Origin of the sequence: Ornithinibacillus xuwenensis (assembly GCF_039614845.1) — a bacterium.
Taxonomy (GTDB): Bacteria; Bacillota; Bacilli; order Bacillales; family Amphibacillaceae; genus Ornithinibacillus; species Ornithinibacillus xuwenensis.
In genome coordinates, this window is record NZ_JBDIML010000001.1 from 253,840 (window position 1) to 270,488 (window position 16,649).

Annotated in this window: 16 protein-coding genes; 13 read left to right on the plus strand and 3 right to left on the minus strand. The window is 37.0% G+C overall.

The genetic code is table 11. The features are described from left to right. The first annotated feature begins 13 nt into the window (after nucleotides 1-13). From ruvA to yajC, 6 genes are all read left to right on the plus strand, one after another. Nucleotides 14-625: a Holliday junction branch migration protein RuvA gene (gene ruvA, locus ABC228_RS01600; RefSeq protein ID WP_345823342.1), complete on the plus strand. Its 612-nt coding sequence runs from the start codon at nucleotides 14-16 to the stop codon at nucleotides 623-625. A 15-nt stretch (nucleotides 626-640) separates the two neighbouring features. Beyond that, complete coding sequence (gene ruvB / locus ABC228_RS01605) at nucleotides 641-1,645, plus strand: Holliday junction branch migration DNA helicase RuvB (RefSeq protein WP_345824144.1); 1,005 nt, start codon at nucleotides 641-643, stop codon at nucleotides 1,643-1,645. Next, nucleotides 1,642-1,839 carry a DUF2905 domain-containing protein gene (locus tag ABC228_RS01610; RefSeq protein ID WP_345823343.1) on the plus strand — a complete coding sequence of 66 codons (198 nt, stop codon included), beginning with the start codon at nucleotides 1,642-1,644 and terminating at the stop codon, nucleotides 1,837-1,839. Before ruvB ends, ABC228_RS01610 begins: the two co-directional genes overlap by 4 nt. Before the next feature lie 78 nt (nucleotides 1,840-1,917). Continuing rightward, on the plus strand, nucleotides 1,918-2,946 hold the full coding sequence (gene queA, locus ABC228_RS01615; protein ID WP_345823344.1) for a tRNA preQ1(34) S-adenosylmethionine ribosyltransferase-isomerase QueA: 1,029 nt from the start codon (nucleotides 1,918-1,920) through the stop codon (nucleotides 2,944-2,946). Between the two features lie 14 nt (nucleotides 2,947-2,960). Then, nucleotides 2,961-4,103 carry a tRNA guanosine(34) transglycosylase Tgt gene (gene tgt / locus ABC228_RS01620; RefSeq protein ID WP_345823345.1) on the plus strand — a complete coding sequence of 381 codons (1,143 nt, stop codon included), beginning with the start codon at nucleotides 2,961-2,963 and terminating at the stop codon, nucleotides 4,101-4,103. A 60-nt stretch (nucleotides 4,104-4,163) separates the two neighbouring features. Beyond that, the gene (yajC, locus tag ABC228_RS01625) at nucleotides 4,164-4,424 is read left to right on the plus strand and encodes a preprotein translocase subunit YajC (protein WP_345823346.1); all 261 of its coding nucleotides are present in this window, start codon (nucleotides 4,164-4,166) and stop codon (nucleotides 4,422-4,424) included. A 69-nt stretch (nucleotides 4,425-4,493) separates the two neighbouring features. On the opposite strand, the gene ABC228_RS01630 is transcribed toward yajC, so the two are convergent. Together ABC228_RS01630 and spoVB are read right to left on the minus strand one after the other, a co-directional pair. Further along, entirely contained in the window at nucleotides 4,494-4,871 is a 378-nt protein-coding gene (locus ABC228_RS01630; RefSeq protein WP_345823347.1) for a TIGR04086 family membrane protein, read from the minus strand. An 83-nt stretch (nucleotides 4,872-4,954) separates the two neighbouring features. Next, nucleotides 4,955-6,511, minus strand: a complete 1,557-nt coding sequence (gene spoVB, locus ABC228_RS01635) for a stage V sporulation protein B (RefSeq protein WP_345823348.1) — start codon at nucleotides 6,509-6,511, stop codon at nucleotides 4,955-4,957. Nucleotides 6,512-6,629: 118 nt separating this feature from the next. Here spoVB and ABC228_RS01640 point away from each other — a divergent pair, with 118 nt between their 5' ends. The 7 genes from ABC228_RS01640 to dtd all read left to right on the plus strand — a co-directional run bounded on the left by ABC228_RS01640 (nucleotide 6,630) and on the right by dtd (nucleotide 15,429). Next, on the plus strand, nucleotides 6,630-6,917 hold the full coding sequence (locus ABC228_RS01640; protein WP_345823349.1) for a post-transcriptional regulator: 288 nt from the start codon (nucleotides 6,630-6,632) through the stop codon (nucleotides 6,915-6,917). Nucleotides 6,918-6,975: 58 nt separating this feature from the next. Then, nucleotides 6,976-9,234: a protein translocase subunit SecDF gene (gene secDF, locus ABC228_RS01645; protein WP_345823350.1), complete on the plus strand. Its 2,259-nt coding sequence runs from the start codon at nucleotides 6,976-6,978 to the stop codon at nucleotides 9,232-9,234. Between the two features lie 135 nt (nucleotides 9,235-9,369). Continuing rightward, a complete protein-coding gene (locus ABC228_RS01650) occupies nucleotides 9,370-9,705 on the plus strand; it encodes a LapA family protein (RefSeq protein WP_345823351.1) in 336 nt (111 codons plus the stop codon). A 60-nt stretch (nucleotides 9,706-9,765) separates the two neighbouring features. After that, nucleotides 9,766-12,102, plus strand: coding sequence for a single-stranded-DNA-specific exonuclease RecJ (gene recJ / locus ABC228_RS01655; RefSeq protein ID WP_345823352.1), 2,337 nt, complete (start codon nucleotides 9,766-9,768; stop codon nucleotides 12,100-12,102). Beyond that, the gene (locus ABC228_RS01660) at nucleotides 12,092-12,604 is read left to right on the plus strand and encodes an adenine phosphoribosyltransferase (RefSeq protein WP_345823353.1); all 513 of its coding nucleotides are present in this window, start codon (nucleotides 12,092-12,094) and stop codon (nucleotides 12,602-12,604) included. The genes recJ and ABC228_RS01660 overlap by 11 nt, the downstream gene beginning before the upstream one ends. Nucleotides 12,605-12,729: 125 nt before the next feature. Then, nucleotides 12,730-14,928, plus strand: coding sequence for a RelA/SpoT family protein (locus tag ABC228_RS01665; protein ID WP_345823354.1), 2,199 nt, complete (start codon nucleotides 12,730-12,732; stop codon nucleotides 14,926-14,928). A gap of 54 nt (nucleotides 14,929-14,982) precedes the next feature. Continuing rightward, nucleotides 14,983-15,429: a D-aminoacyl-tRNA deacylase gene (gene dtd / locus ABC228_RS01670; RefSeq protein WP_345823355.1), complete on the plus strand. Its 447-nt coding sequence runs from the start codon at nucleotides 14,983-14,985 to the stop codon at nucleotides 15,427-15,429. A gap of 61 nt (nucleotides 15,430-15,490) precedes the next feature. Here the strand turns inward: dtd and ABC228_RS01675 are convergent, their stop codons facing one another. Then, nucleotides 15,491-16,561, minus strand: coding sequence for an N-acetylmuramoyl-L-alanine amidase family protein (locus tag ABC228_RS01675; RefSeq protein WP_345823356.1), 1,071 nt, complete (start codon nucleotides 16,559-16,561; stop codon nucleotides 15,491-15,493). Nucleotides 16,562-16,649: the final 88 nt, after the last annotated feature.

A 16,649-nucleotide genomic window follows, 5' to 3' on the forward strand; every position in this document is an offset into this window, starting at 1 on the left:
GGGAGAAGATTACATGATATCGTATTTACATGGTAAATTAGTGTCTATTCAAGATGAAGCGATCATCGTTGATGTACAAGGAATTGGTTATGAGATAATTTGTCCGAATCCGTATGTTTTTCAGGATTCTTTTAATAAGGATTTTCATATACATACATATTATCATGTTCGTGAGGATGCACATATTTTGTATGGCTTTAAAAATGATGAACAAAAGTATTTGTTCACAAGATTACTATCAGTTTCAGGAATTGGACCTAAAGGTGCTTTGGCAATTTTAGCAGGTGTCAATATTCCTGAATTTGTTGCTGCAGTCGAACGAGAAGATGATAAATTTTTAACGAGCTTTCCAGGTGTTGGTAAGAAAACCGCGCGGCAGATAATTCTTGACCTAAAAGGGAAATTAACAAGTACCTTCAGCATATCAACCGATGAAACAGAAAAATCCCCAGCTGCAATTGTTCAATCAGAGGAATTACAAGAGGCGATTGAAGCGTTGAAAGCACTCGGCTACATGGAAAGAGAAGTAAAAGCGGTATTACCACAATTACGCAAGAGCATCGAAGCTGACATGAACACCGATGAGATTATTCGAAAAGCCTTGAGCTTATTAATGAAAAAGTAAGAAGGGGGTAAAATGATGGATGAGCGTATGGTAACTGGAGAATTGCAGGCTGAGGAATTTTCAGTTGAATTAAGTCTCCGCCCCACAACTTTAAATCAGTATATCGGTCAGGATAAAGTAAAGGAAAACCTGGATATTTTTATCCAAGCAGCAAAAATGCGAAATGAACCACTAGATCACGTATTATTATATGGGCCGCCGGGCCTTGGTAAAACGACTCTCGCTGCAATAATCGCGAATGAAATGGGCGTACAGTTTCGCTCTACATCTGGACCAGCAATTGACCGAGCGGGTGATCTAGCTGCTATTTTAACCTCGTTAGAAGCTGGAGATGTGTTGTTTATCGATGAGGTACATCGCTTACCACGTGCTGTTGAGGAAGTATTATATTCTGCGATGGAAGACTTTTTTATCGATATCGTAATTGGAACTGGACCAAGTGCTCGCTCCGTTCGGATTGACTTACCTCCCTTTACACTGGTTGGCGCAACTACGAGAGCAGGACTTCTATCAGCACCTTTACGTGATCGATTTGGTGTGTTGAGTAGACTTGAATATTATGAAACAAAGGATTTATGTGCAATAGTTGAACGAACAGCTGAAATCTTTGAAACCTCAATAGCAAAAGATGCCGCTGTAGAAATAGCAAGAAGATCGAGAGGAACGCCACGTATTGCAAACCGATTACTTAGAAGAATTCGTGATATATCTCAGGTTAAAGGGGAAGTTGAGATTAGTTTAGAAACGACTGAAATAGCACTAAAGATGCTACAGGTTGATGTTGCTGGACTTGACCATATTGATCACAAGCTATTAAAAGGTATCATCGAAGGTTTTAAAGGTGGTCCAGTAGGGTTGGATACGATAGCTGCAACGATCGGTGAAGAGTCCCAAACAATTGAAGACGTTTATGAACCATATTTATTACAAATAGGCTTTATTCAACGTACACCTAGAGGTAGAGTTGTAACTCATAAGGCATATCAACATTTTGGTATGAAGGTGAATGAAGAAGAATGAATATAGGTAAGATGTTTATTATAGTAGGAATAATTTTTTTAGTGATTGGATTGATTTGGACTATTATCGGAAAATTACCAGGTGATATTTCGTTTAAGAAGGGTAACGTAACATTTTATTTTCCAATCATGACATCCATTGTAGTGAGCATCATTATATCCCTAGTTTTGTTTTTACTAGGAAGATTTCGTTAAAACACAATCGCGCGTTCGTTATAGGACGATCAACAGATGCGCAGGAGTTGCTTGCGTAAAGTTAAAAGGAGAAACAACATGAACATAGAGGATTTTGACTTTGAATTACCAGAATCATTAATTGCACAAACACCACTGAAAGAGAGAAGTGCTTCCAGATTAATGGTACTGAATCGAGATACAAAGGAAATAGATCACAAGCGATTTTCTGATATTAAAGGCTTTCTAAAAAAAGGTGACTGTCTCGTTTTAAATGACACACGGGTCCTTCCTGCAAGACTTTATGGTACCAAAGAAGATACCGGTGCCAAGGTAGAAATCTTATTGCTAAAGCAAATGGAACGTGATACTTGGGAAGTACTAGCAAAGCCGGCCAAGAAATTAAAGGAAGGGGCAACGCTTACTTTCGGTGAAGGTAAATTAACAGCAACCTGTACTGGGACTTTAGAGCATGGTGGACGTATTTTGGAATTTCATTATGATGGTATTTTTTATGAAGTATTGGATGAGCTGGGTGAAATGCCACTTCCACCTTATATTAAAGAGCAATTGCCAGAGAAAGAACGTTACCAAACCGTGTATGCCAAGGAAGAAGGGTCTGCTGCTGCTCCTACAGCGGGATTACATTTTACAACCGAATTATTAGAAGAAATAAAAGAAATGGGCGTCACAATTGCATTTATAACACTCCATGTTGGGTTAGGAACGTTTAGACCAGTGAGTGTCGATAATGTTGACGATCATAAAATGCATGCAGAGTTCTATATGATGACGAAGGAAACCGCTGAAACATTAGCCAAAATAAAAGAAAATGGTGGTAGAATTATCTCTGTTGGAACGACTTCAACGAGAACTTTAGAAACGATAGCAAGAGATCATAATGGGAATTTTGTTGAGGCAAGTGGTTGGACAGATATCTTTATATATCCTCCGTATGAGTATAAAGCAATAAACGGGCTAATAACGAATTTCCATTTGCCAAAGTCAACCTTAATTATGTTAGTTAGTGCTTTTGCTGACAGAGATTTTATATTAAATGCCTACAGAGAGGCAGTAAAGGAAGAGTATCGCTTCTTTAGCTTTGGCGATGCAATGTTAATTATTTAGTAGAGGAAGATAGTATGACAACACCAATACGATATGAACTGATAAAAACTGATAAACAAACTGGCGCGAGATTAGGACGTGTTCACACACCACATGGTTCTTTTGATACGCCTACTTTTATGCCTGTTGGAACGCTTGCAACAGTGAAAACCATGAGCCCAGAAGATTTACAGTCAATGGATGCGAAAATCATCCTATCCAATACGTATCACCTCTGGCTACGCCCTGGTGAAGACATTATCCAAGAAGCTGGTGGCCTTCATAAATTTATGAATTGGGATGGCGCTATTTTAACGGATTCGGGTGGCTTTCAAGTATTTAGTTTAAGTGATATGCGCGAAATAAAAGAAGAGGGAGTACACTTTCGTAATCATTTAAGTGGTGAGAAACTCTTTTTGTCACCAGAGAAAGCAATGCAGATTCAAAACGCATTGGGATCGGATATTATGATGGCATTTGATGAATGTCCACCATATCCAGCAACCTATGACTATATGAAAGCATCGGTGGAAAGAACCTCTAGATGGGCTGAAAGATGTCTTAAAGCGCATAATAGACAAGATGTTCAAGGTTTGTTTGGAATTATTCAAGGTGGCGAATATGAAGATCTACGAAAATTAAGTGCGCAAGATTTAATTTCACTTGATTTCCCTGGTTATGCGGTTGGTGGACTCTCCGTAGGCGAACCAAAAGATGTCATGAATCGGGTGTTAGAGTTTACAACACCTCTAATGCCAAGCAATAAGCCTAGATATTTAATGGGTGTAGGTTCTCCAGATTCTCTTATTGATGGTGCAATTCGTGGAATTGACATGTTTGATTGTGTATTGCCTACGAGAATTGCTCGCAATGGTACTTGTATGACATCAAATGGAAGACTTGTTGTAAGAAATGCAAAATACGCAAGAGACTTTAGTCCAATTGATGAAAATTGTGATTGTCATGTGTGTCGAAATTATACACGTGCTTACATTCGCCATTTAATAAAATGTAATGAAACGTTTGGTTTCAGACTTACTACTTATCATAATTTATATTTTCTGTTAAAATTAATGGAGCAAGTACGACAAGCAATACGTGAAGATCGACTTGGTGACTTTAGAGAAGAATTCTTTGAACAATACGGATTAAATAAACCGAATGCAAAGAATTTTTAAAGTGTGTTTAAAAGACAATACGTTTTTTAAACAAAATGGTTGGAAAGGAGGGACAAGTTAATGGGAGAATTAGCTACTTTATTACCATTGATAGCAATGTTTGTCATTTTTTACTTCTTGCTTATTCGTCCGCAACAAAAACGTCAAAAGCAGGTTAGACTAATGCAGTCTGAACTTAAAAAAGGTGATACTGTTGTAACGATTGGTGGTTTTCATGGTATCATTCATGCAATCGATGAAAACACAGTAGTCATTCAAGCAGGAGATGGTTCAAAACTTACATATGATCGTTCTGCGATTCGTGAAGTGAAAACTGTTTAATGCAAACCAAAGAAGAGGCGTACCGAAAGGTAGCCTCTTCTTTATTAGATAGAAAGAAAATAGAGTAAATTATGATTGGTCAGAAATAATATTGACTCCAACAGTACCGCCAAATAATGCTGCTAAAATATAAAATAAATGATGGATAGATTGTTCTACAGAAAATCCTTGCTGGTAACCTAAGTATTGTACTAAAAAGGTAAATAAGGTGAAACCAAGACCAGTAACTGCTCCTATAACCCAACCCTTTTGTTTTCCTTTAGCACCGGCTACAGCACCACCTATAAATAAGGAAATTAAGCCAATAACAAGTGTTACCCAATCAAGTGCTGGCTCACTGAAGCTAGAAAAGCGTAGTAATAATGCTAGTGTCATACTAGAAACAAGGATTAATCCTAACACTACAATCCACCCATAAAGCAATGCGATAAATTGTTGATTGCGCATTTTTATCCTCCTCTGTTCGTCCATTTATAGTAATCATATTCTTGTACAATGAAAAGTAGACGAGTTTTTTATGAAAAAGTTCATTATTGAATCCATTTTTGAAGGAATGGGATTTGTTCTAATTCCTCTTTTGTAATAAACTTTAGTGCGAATAACATCACAATATAAACTATTGCTAAGGCAAGGAGTGACAGTCCAAATAGGAGAAGGTTAGGATCGTATTTAATATAAAAATCATGAATAACACTACCAACTCCCCATGTTAAAAGAATTAAAACTATCATTTTGATAATATCTTTCATTGGGATAAAGAAATTAATTGTTTTTTGTAAAGCAGCTAGATGGAGCAACGTAACAAGTACGACTCCAACAGACATGGCGATGGCAACCCCCATGATGCCAAAACTTTCATTGGAGGCGAGAATAAAAAGAACTATGAATTTAACTGCAGAGCCAATCAAACTGTTCCACATTGCAGGCTTGGCTAAATCAAGTGCTTGTAATGCTGCTTGTAATGGTGACTGAATATAAAGTAAAATGTAAAAAGGTGCCATAAATATTAGCATCGTACTAGCATTTGCTGTGCCATACATAAATGATAGAATTGGAATTGCGAAAATTGCGAGTACAACAGTTGATATTGCTCCGGATGCAAAGGAAATTCGAATGGATTGATGAATCCGATAATGAATGAGTTTTTTATTAGACATTGCCTCTGCCTCTGAAATATTTGGGACTAAAGCGACCGATAGTGATTGTGTAATAAAGGTTGGTAGAAACAATAGTGGTAATACAAATCCAGTCAATTCACCGTATTGCTTGGTAGCTAGCGTACTAGAAATCCCCGATAACAAGAGGCTGTGGGCGACAATGATTGGCTCTAGAAAATAAGAAATTGAGCTAATCATTCTACTACCGGTGCTTGGTAGAGCGATTGAGAATAATTCCTTTACCGTCTGCTTACTTGATTTAACGTAAGAGAAGAAACGATGACGGATACGAATCGTCTTTTTACTCTTAAACTGGTAAATCATATATAGTAAGGAAACAAATTCACCGAGAATAACGCTAATCATGGCTCCAGCAGCAGCATACTCAATGCCATATGGTAAAAAGATATGGACAAATAATGCTACAAAGCTTATTCGGACAACCTGTTCAATCACCTGTGCATAGCTTTGTGGCTTCATATTTTGTTTACCTTGGAAGTAGCCACGTAATACAGAAGAAACAGCAACAATTGGAATGATAGGACTAACCGCAATTAATGGATAAAGGGTTCTATCATCGGTAAGTAATGTTGTTGCGATAAATGGAGCAGTTAATAACATTATTGCAGTAAAAAAGACACTAGATATTGTTGTAATGATGATGGAGACCACTAATATTCGCTTTATTTTTGCACGGTCGTTTTGCGCATCTGCCTCTGCTACGCGTTTTGAAATCGCAACAGGCAGTCCGAGCTGTGTAAGTGTCATCACTAAGAAAAAGGTCGGAAGTGCCATCATATATAATCCGACACCTTCTTCACCCATTAGTCTAGCCACTACTAAGCGGTTAATAAAGCCTAAAAACCGCGTAATCATACCGGCAAATATTAATATAAGTGTGCCTTGCAAAAATGTTTGTTTAGACAACATGGACGACCTGCCTTCTCAAAAAATAAAATTTCATATACAATGATATATATGCAATGATAGTGGCCAAGCATGACAACTTGTCTTATGATTTATTATTCTTTCTATAGAGGTGAATGGTGTGGAGTCCGTAAAGACCGTAAATGAATGGAAATTATTATTAATGCCTGTTTTAGAAAGTAAAGCAGAAGAGTTTCAATTGATGGGTTACACGAGAGCAACAGATGAGGATATTTGGAAATGTCTCGTGAAAAAAGTTTGGAAGGGAAATCCTGAAAAGCGGTTGCATGAGGTGGTCCAAGACGTCTTTCACCTTAGTTCGAATATATATATGAGCTATTTGACAGTAGATGCCTATCAAGATGATGATTTAATGGCTTCTATTGCGGCACTTACCGGCAAGAAATAGACCTCGCATCAATGTCATACATACATAGCTTCGATACAGTTAAGGGAGGAACAAATGAATGAAAAACAAAGGACGGATTTCAGTCTTTTTTATGATTGTAATTGGATTAGGGCTTCTTATCGGTATGGTAACGCCTGGCGTTGCTAAGGGGATTAACCTTGGTTTAGATTTACAAGGTGGATTTGAAGTTCTATATAAGGTTGAACCGATTGATAGTGATCAAGAAGTAACAAGAGATCTTATGGAATCAACAGTTCGATTACTAAATGATCGCGTAAATAAACTAGGAATTAGTGAAGCGGTTATTGATATTGAAGGGGAAGACCGGATCCGCGTACAGCTAGCCGGTGTAGAAAATCAGAATCAAGCAAGGGAAATGCTAGCTACCACTGCAAAACTGACATTTCGAGATGTGAACGATACTGTGTTATTAGATGGCTCTGATGTCAAAGAAGGTAGTGCAAAGCAGGACTTCCATCCGGATACAGGTGCTCCGATTGTTACATTGCAATTAAAGGACGCAGATAAATTTGGTGATATTACCAGTGATTTAGCCAAAAAGTCTGCTGGAGAGAATTTACTTGTTATATGGATGGATTATCAAGAGGGCGATTCTTATGAAGCAGAAGCTTTAAAAGAGGATCCTAAATTTGTATCCGCACCAGGTGTTAGTAAGCCGCTATACACAACAGATGTCATGATTGAAGGAAATTTTACTGTTGAATCTGCTAAATATTTAGCTGAAATAATTAACTCTGGATCCCTACCAGTAAATATGACAGAGCTCTTCTCTACTTCTGTTGGAGCACAGTTCGGTGAGCAAGCCTTAAACGATACCGTGTTTGCAGGTGTTATTGGTATTTCCATCATCTTTTTATTCATGGTAGCTGTTTATCGATTCCCTGGAATCATCTCAGTTATTAATCTTAGTGTGTACATATTCTTGGTACTTGTTATATTTGAAATGTTAAACGGTGTGTTAACACTCCCAGGTATTGCAGCTTTAATTCTAGGTGTAGGGATGGCTGTGGATGCCAATGTTATAACATTTGAGCGGATTAAGGAGGAGTTACGTGAAGGAAAATCCTTGATTGCTTCTTTTAAAGCTGGTACGAGTAACTCTTTACGTGCTATTTTAGACGCAAACATTACAACGCTTTTGGCTGCATCCGTTTTATTTGCATTTGGTACAAGCTCTGTTAAAGGCTTTGCAACGATGTTAATCATCAGTATTGTTGTTAGCTTTTTAACAGCAGTTTATGGTACAAGATTGCTACTACAGCTTTGGATAAAAGTGAAATTCTTAAAAAATAACCCTAGTTGGTTTGGGGTCAACAAATCGGATGTTCGAGATATTAAAGACTCGACAGAGGTTCCACCACAATTCCTTCATAAAGAGTGGAACGTTGTGGATAATCGTAAGAAATTTTTCATAATAACTTCCGTTTTAGTTATTATAGGTGCAGTGTCACTAGTTCTATTTAAGTTAAACCCTGGTATTGACTTCACAAGTGGTTCGAGAATTGAAATTATGGCAGAGCAAACCTTAGACTCGGAAAAAATTGAAGCAGATCTTCAAGAGCTAGAACTCGATGCAAAGTCAATTGTGCTTTCGGGTGAGAACAATGAAATTGCTGTCATTCGATATGAGGAAATCATTGAGGATGATAAGATTGGGGAGCTAAAATCTTACTTCATAGATGCGTACGGAATTGAACCGAGTGTAAGTGTCGTATCACCAATTGTGGGTCAGGAGCTAGTGAAAAATGCATTATATGCACTAGCCATTGCTTCAGTTGGTATGATAATCTATGTTGCATTTCGCTTTGAGCTTTTCTTTGCGATTACAACGATTATTGCGTTATTACATGATGTATTCATTATGCTTGCGGTATTTAGCATCTTTAGAATCGAGTTTGATGTTACAATTGTTGCGGCAATTCTAACTATCATCGGTTATTCTATTAATGCAACGATTGTTACGTTTGATCGAATTCGGGAAAACATTCAAAGAAGGAAGAAAGTTGTTAAAACGTTTAAAGAGCTTGCAAGTATCGTTAATACAAGTATTGTGCAAACCATGACTAGAACTGTAAATACAACAATAACAACCATCATTGCCGTATTCGCTTTCTTGTTCTTAGGTGCTGAACCAATTCAAGGCTTTGGAATTGCGCTAGCAGTAGGATTAGTAGCAGGTACGTATTCTTCTTTATTCCTTGCAACACAATTATGGCTCGTATGGCGTGGTAAGGGAATAAAAGAGAAACCAGTTGATTTTAGAAAGAAAAAACGTGTAGAAGGTCCTCAAGTGTAATCTTGCTATGCTTCATAGTGGATTTCGGACACGTCTGTAAAGGTTCATATCCCCTTGTCAATTTGACAAGGGGATTGATTTTTTATCGTTGCATAAACTAATGTTTAGCTTAGCTTAAAATAGAGGAGGAATTATATGAGAGGTCAATCCTATGTTATTTTAGCCATCATTTTTATGATTTTAGTAGCCATTTTTGCTGTTACAAATGTTAATCCAGTTGAGGTTACATACTTTTTCTGGAGAGTGGAATCACCATTAATTTTAGTAATACTCTTTTCGGTACTTATGGGTGGAATCATAACCGCTGCAGTGGGAATGCTTAAAATGTTTAAGATGCAGCGAGAAATGAAATTGCTTCGATTAGAAAATGAAAAACTAGCAAGACTATTAGAAGAAAATGATATCATAGAGCCTGAGGAAATGAACCAAGAGACTAATCAGGATAATGAGGAAACGAAAGGCTTTCAATAGAATTTTTAATTGCGACCCCTGACAGAATTTGTGTATAATAGATTAGTCAGGGGTGAATTTATGTTACGCAGCAAATCGAACTGGAAATTTGTAACAAAACAGAATAGTGCACAACAATGGATGGATGACTCATCAGAATTATCCCCCGTGATAAAAGAGCTTTTAATACAACGTGGTATTTCGTCAGATAAAGAGGCGGAAGAGTTTTTGATGCCATCAATTGATAGCTTAATCGAACCAGAACGATTAGCATCAATGGATGTTGCTAGAGAAAGAGTGTTGCAAGCAATTTCAAATAATGAAAAAATTCTTGTCTATGGAGATTATGATGCAGATGGTGTTAGTTCCACTACTGTACTTATGGAAGCATTGGAAGAGCTTGGTGCTGACTGTACATACTATATTCCAAACCGCTTTACGGAGGGGTATGGGCCAAATGAAGCAGCTTTTCGACAAGCACATGCTAATGGCTTTCAGCTAATTATTACAGTGGACACAGGAATAGCTTCTGTACATGAAGCAACTATTGCAAATGAATTAGGAATTGATTTGATCATTACAGATCACCATGAACCACAAGAAGAGTTGCCGAATGCTTATGCATTACTACATCCGAAGTGTTCACCCGACTATCCCTTTAAGGAATTAGCTGGGGTAGGGGTGGCCTTTAAATTTGCACAAGCATTATTAGGTTATTTTCCTGAACAGCTGCTCGACTTGGTTGCTATTGGTACAATTGCAGATATGGTTCCTTTGGTGGGTGAAAATAGAGTATTAGCATATTATGGACTAAGAAAAATGTCCACAACAAAGAGAGCTGGACTAATCGCTTTAAAAAAGCAATGTAATATGGAGGGTACGACTACCGAAGAAGATATTGGCTTTTTGATTGGACCTAGACTAAATGCAGTAGGTAGGCTACAGGATGCAGATTTGGCCGTACAGCTATTATTATCAGAAGATAGTAAAGAGGCCGAGGAACTTGCCGAAATGGTTCAACAATTAAACCAAGAGCGTCAACGAATTGTTGCTGCGATTGTTAAAGAAGTGGAAGAAATTGTGGATGTTGAACAGAACAATGGTGTCATCGTCGTTGCTAAACAAGGATGGAATGAGGGTGTTCTAGGGATAGTCGCCTCACGACTTGTTAGGAAATACGACCGTCCCGCAATTGTTTTAGCGTTGAATGAGGAAAAAGGGACAGCTAAGGGATCTGCAAGAAGTATCCCTGCATTTGATTTATTTCAGGGCTGTATGAAAATTAAAGAAGTTTTTACCCATTTTGGTGGACATGCCCAAGCTGCTGGAATGACATTACCAATAGAGAATATAAATAGGCTTGAACAGGAGCTTAGTCAAATTATTGATCAAGAGTTAACGGTAGAAGACTTTAAACAAGAGTTATTAATTAGTAATACGATTCAGTTACCTGATATTAACGAAACATTAATAGATGAAATAAATCAGCTTGCACCTTTTGGTATGGCAAATCCGAAGCCTAAGTTTCATATTCATCATAAGCCTGTTGATTTTAGGCAATTGGGTAATATGAAAAAGCATTTAAAGCTAGTATTTAAGGAAAATCCTGTTACCCTAGAAGGAATTGCATTTGGTATGGGTGAATTATTTTCTTCCATATCACCAAAAGCGAATCTATCGGTGGTAGGAGAATTAGGGATTAACGAATGGAATGGGGTTAGAAAGCCTCAAATCGTCATAGAAGATATGAAAATTGATGAATGGCAGCTATTTGACCATCGTGGTAAAAAGCAGTTTGCTATCAATAATTATCTACCTCTACATGAGAAGCATATGGTATTATACAACACTAGTAGTAACACGCACCCTCCAATTCCTGATCAAGTAAAACAAATGGCTTATGACGTAGCATTTGAAACGGAAGAGGACGTAGAGGTACTCTATCTATACGATTTGCCACCAGATTTAGAATTGCTACAAAAAATAATCAAAAAGCTAAAGCCATTATGTATACATGTGTGCTTTTATGTTGAGAATAGTGTTTATTTATCGGCTTTTCCATCTCGAGATGCCTTTAAATGGCTTTATGCTCTAATATGGAAAAAACAAAAATTAGATGTAAAAACTGATTTAAATGCAATTATTAATGCTAAAGGTTGGACAAAAGAAACCATTCTATTTATGTTAAAGGTGTTTTCTGAGCTAGAATTTGTTAAGATAGAGAATGGAATTATTTTACTAAATAAATCGCCGCAAAAGAAAGACTTACAGGAATCAACCTATTATCAACAACGAGTAAAACAATTGGAAATTGAGAAGGTTCTCTATTATTCAACATATGATGAGCTAATAAGCTGGTTTGAAAAAGGTATGGGAATGATGGATATACCTAAGGAGGAAATAACACATGGATTATAAACAATATATTAAAATTGTACAGGATTGGCCGAAAGAAGGCATTCAATTTAAAGATATTACACCATTAATGGATAATGGGAAGGCATTCAAAGCTGCAGTGGATGAAATTGTTGAATTTGCGAAAGAAAAAGACATTGATTTAGTAGTAGGACCTGAAGCGAGAGGGTTTATTGTAGGTTGTCCTGTTTCTTATGCATTAGAGGTTGGATTTGCTCCAGTAAGAAAAGAAGGTAAACTTCCTCGTGAAGTTATTAAAGTAGATTATGGTCTAGAGTATGGACAAAATGTCTTAACAATCCATAAGGATGCGATTAAACCCGGTCAACGAGTACTAATTACTGATGACTTACTTGCGACAGGTGGCACAATTGAAGCTACAATTAAGCTAGTTGAAGAGTTAGGCGGAATCGTAGCAGGTTGTGCATTCTTAATCGAATTAACATACCTAGATGGTTTGGAAAAACTAAATGGATATGACGTTCTAACACTAATGAAATATTAGGCAAGATTACGGGTCTGATGAGAATTTTTTTCATCAGACCTATTCTAATAAATATTTTTCTTTACATTTCATAAAAAGTTTTCGATACTAGTAAGAAAGTATCTTCTACAATCAAAGGTGATAATATGGCAAAAAGTGACATTATAACATTCGATAATTTAATAGAAAAAGCACGTGAGTATCTTTCAGATGAAGATGTTGATTTCATCATTCGTGCATATAAGTATGCAGAACACGCACATAAGGACCAATATCGAAAATCTGGCGAAGAATATATTATTCATCCTATCCAGGTTGCCGGTATTTTAGTTGATTTAAAAATGGACCCTGTGACAATAGCAGGTGGTTTTTTGCATGATGTTGTAGAGGATACAGATATAACACTGGAAATGATTGAAGAAGAATTTAACCAAGAAGTTGCCATGCTTGTTGATGGTGTGACAAAGCTAGGAAAAATTAAATATAAATCAAAGGAAGCTCAGCAAGCAGAGAATCACCGAAAAATGTTTGTCGCAATGGCAAAGGATATTCGCGTAATCTTAATCAAACTGGCAGATCGATTGCATAATATGCGTACTTTAAAGCATTTACCACCAGAGAAACAGCGAATTAAAGCGAATGAGACAATTGAAATCTTTGCTCCATTAGCACATAGACTGGGTATTTCAACAATTAAATGGGAGCTTGAGGATACAGCATTACGCTATTTAAACCCGCAGCAATACTATCGCATTGTTCAGTTGATGAAACAAAAGCGAGAACAACGTGAGTCTTATATAGAAGAAGTAATTCATGAAGTAACCAACCAGCTTGAAGAAATCCATATAGATGCCGAGATTTCCGGAAGACCGAAGCATTTATATAGTATTTACCAAAAAATGGTAAAACAAAATAAACAGTTTAATGAAATTTATGATTTATTAGCTGTCCGCGTATTGGTTAATAGCATCAAAGATTGCTATGCAGTACTTGGAATTATTCATACGTGCTGGAAGCCGATGCCTGGTAGATTTAAAGATTATATTGCCATGCCAAAGCAGAACCTATATCAATCCCTGCATACAACCGTAATCGGACCAAAAGGTGATCCGTTAGAAGTTCAGATTCGAACGAAGGAAATGCATGAGATAGCGGAGTATGGAATTGCTGCTCATTGGGCGTATAAAGAAGGGAAACAACTAAATAAAGATAAGAAATCATTTGAAGAAAAGTTAACCTGGTTTCGAGAAATTTTAGAATGGCAAAATGAGACCCATGATGCCGAAGAATTTGTTGAATCCCTTAAAATCGATTTATTTTCGGATATGGTGTATGTATTTACTCCAAAAGGAGATGTCATGGAGCTTCCATCTGGTTCTGTACCTCTCGATTTTGCCTATCGAATCCACACCGAAATAGGTAATCAAACAATTGGTGCCAAAATAAACGGTAAGATGGAGCCATTAGATTATAAATTGAAGAACGGAGACATCATTGAGGTACTGACATCTAAGCATTCTTATGGTCCATCACAGGATTGGGTGAAGATAACGCAAACCTCTCAAGCAAAGAATAAAATTAGACAGTTTTTCAAAAAGCAACGTCGAGAAGAGAATATTGCAAAAGGGAAAGACTTAGTCGAAAAAGAAATTCGTGCGCTAGATATTGAGCCGAAAGAAGCACTAACAGAAGAAAATTTAAAACGAATTTATGAGCGTTTTAATTTTGTTTCGGAGGATGATTTATATGCAGCCGTAGGCTATCAAGGAATTACGGCGGCTTTAGTTGCAACTAGACTAACAGATAAAATTAGACAAACGAGGCAAAAGGAACAAAATCTAGAGCAAACACTTGAAGGCGCTAAAACTGACTATAAAGAAACGAAGAAATATAAAAAAGACTCAGGTGTCATTGTCGAGGGTGTAGATAATTTACTTGTAAGGCTATCAAAATGCTGTAATCCCGTCCCAGGTGATGATATCGTTGGTTACATTACAAAAGGGAGAGGCGTATCTGTCCATCGGGAGGATTGTCCCAATGTCCAGACTGAGGAAGCAAAAGAGCGCCATTTGCATGTTGAATGGGAAGCAGATCAAGCACAAAAGCAGTATCATGTTGATCTAGAAATCTCTGGATATGACCGCCGAGGCTTATTAAACGAAGTTTTACAAGCAGTAAATGAAACAAAAACGAATATTACCCATGTAAACGGTCGCTCAGATCGAAATAAAATGGCGATTATTCATATTACCATATTGATCCAAAATACGAATCATTTACGAAAGATAGTAGAAAGAATTAAACAAATAAAAGATGTCTATACCGTAACACGGACCCTTCAATAGCCCCATATGCTTATGGGGTTTTTATATAGACTTACGAAAAGGAGACTTTATCATATGAGAGCTGTTATTCAACGTGCACAAGATGCAAAAGTAACCGTTAGAGATGAAGTGATTGGTGAAATAAAAAACGGTTTTGTCGTGCTTTTAGGTGTAACCCATGAGGATACCATTGAGGATGCAACATACTTAGTGAATAAAATCGTTCACCTAAGGGTGTTTGAAGATGATAACGAAAAAATGAATCTATCTTTAAAGGATGTAGATGGTGATATTTTAACCATTTCACAATTTACCCTTTATGGAGATACTCGTAAAGGGAGAAGACCTAATTTCATGCAAGCAGCAAAACCACAACAGGCTAATCAACTTTATGAGCAGTTTAATTCACTAATTGAGGCAGAAGGTATAAAAGTGGAAACAGGTGAGTTTGGAGCTATGATGAATGTTCAACTGACAAATGTAGGTCCTGTAACACTTATCATCGATAGTAAAGATAAATAGATTAAAAATGACCTCACGATGCTAAGAGTTGCATCGTGAGGTCATTTCAATATAGTACGAATTAATTGGTAGCGAAGTAGCGCTGTAAACCATTCACAATACCTGTTACGAGTTTCTTTTGGTAGGCATTTGTTAGTAATAGCTGTTCAATTTCTGGATTTGAAATAAATCCGAGTTCTATCAGAGCTCCAGGCTTGAGATTTTGTCTGATAACTTGAAAATCCCCAAAATCCATTCCTCTATCTCGATCTCCAGATTCCTTGATCAACTCTGATTGAATGTATTGGGCTAATGATTCATATTGGTCATGAAAGTAGTATGTTCCTATTCCTGTCACATCTGGTAAATCGGGTACACTATTGTAATGTAAACTAATAAAAGCATCTGTATCTAAAACATTAGCAAGATTTGCTCGACTGCTTAAGGAAACAAAATTTTCCCGATCACGTGTCATAATAACTTCAGCCCCAAGCATCTTAAGTTCTTGTTCTAATTCTTGTGCTGTTTTATAAGTCAAGTCCTTTTCTAATGTCTCATTTGCTCCAATGGCTCCAGAGTCGTCACCACCATGTCCAGGATCAATCACAATGGTTTTCCCTTCGAGTCCTGTTGTCAAACCGTTATTCTGTTTTTCGACTAGTGCTTTTAATACAAATCCTTCCACTTCATCAGATTCTACTTTTAACCATTCTCCTGTCTCGCCTGTAACGTTTAAGTGATGTCCTTTTTCTGCGTAGTAAATGATATCATAATCCGTTGATGGACCATTACGAATTTGGGTATTATCGTAAGGAATGCTAACGGAATCAATGTCTGCTTGTTCTGTTGAATCATCCTCTTGATTTGAACCTGATTCCGTTTCCTCCTGTTGAATAGTTATAAAATCAGTGATAATCCATGCGGCTTGATTATCTAGTTGTATCTCAACCCAATCACCTTGTTGTTTGAGCAGCGGATAGGTTTCATCCTTATGTACTTGTCCTAACACTTCGTAATTCGTACCAGGTCCACTTCGGACATTTACGTAATTTTCATTTACAGTAATTTCATTCGATGCTGCAGTTATTCGAATGCTTAAAAAAAGCAACAATAGGCTAAGCAATATTAATATTCGTTTTCGTTGTCGCAACATAGTTCCTCCCAATAATTCTGTGTAGTCATGTAGTTTCTTCTTTATTTTAATAAATATTGTGGAATTAGGCAAAACTAGAGGTATAAAA

What these genes read in the sequence shown, in the direction of transcription:
- ruvA (WP_345823342.1), top strand. Translation starts at nt 14, where the DNA reads ATGATATCGTATTTACATGGTAAATTAGTGTCTATTCAAGATGAAGCG.
- ruvB (WP_345824144.1), top strand. Translation starts at nt 641, where the DNA reads ATGGATGAGCGTATGGTAACTGGAGAATTGCAGGCTGAGGAATTTTCA.
- ABC228_RS01610 (WP_345823343.1), top strand. Translation starts at nt 1,642, where the DNA reads ATGAATATAGGTAAGATGTTTATTATAGTAGGAATAATTTTTTTAGTG.
- queA (WP_345823344.1), top strand. Translation starts at nt 1,918, where the DNA reads ATGAACATAGAGGATTTTGACTTTGAATTACCAGAATCATTAATTGCA.
- tgt (WP_345823345.1), top strand. Translation starts at nt 2,961, where the DNA reads ATGACAACACCAATACGATATGAACTGATAAAAACTGATAAACAAACT.
- yajC (WP_345823346.1), top strand. Translation starts at nt 4,164, where the DNA reads ATGGGAGAATTAGCTACTTTATTACCATTGATAGCAATGTTTGTCATT.
- ABC228_RS01630 (WP_345823347.1), bottom strand. Translation starts at nt 4,871, where the DNA reads ATGCGCAATCAACAATTTATCGCATTGCTTTATGGGTGGATTGTAGTG.
- spoVB (WP_345823348.1), bottom strand. Translation starts at nt 6,511, where the DNA reads ATGTTGTCTAAACAAACATTTTTGCAAGGCACACTTATATTAATATTT.
- secDF (WP_345823350.1), top strand. Translation starts at nt 6,976, where the DNA reads ATGAAAAACAAAGGACGGATTTCAGTCTTTTTTATGATTGTAATTGGA.
- ABC228_RS01650 (WP_345823351.1), top strand. Translation starts at nt 9,370, where the DNA reads ATGAGAGGTCAATCCTATGTTATTTTAGCCATCATTTTTATGATTTTA.
- recJ (WP_345823352.1), top strand. Translation starts at nt 9,766, where the DNA reads ATGTTACGCAGCAAATCGAACTGGAAATTTGTAACAAAACAGAATAGT.
- ABC228_RS01660 (WP_345823353.1), top strand. Translation starts at nt 12,092, where the DNA reads ATGGATTATAAACAATATATTAAAATTGTACAGGATTGGCCGAAAGAA.
- ABC228_RS01665 (WP_345823354.1), top strand. Translation starts at nt 12,730, where the DNA reads ATGGCAAAAAGTGACATTATAACATTCGATAATTTAATAGAAAAAGCA.
- dtd (WP_345823355.1), top strand. Translation starts at nt 14,983, where the DNA reads ATGAGAGCTGTTATTCAACGTGCACAAGATGCAAAAGTAACCGTTAGA.
- ABC228_RS01675 (WP_345823356.1), bottom strand. Translation starts at nt 16,561, where the DNA reads ATGTTGCGACAACGAAAACGAATATTAATATTGCTTAGCCTATTGTTG.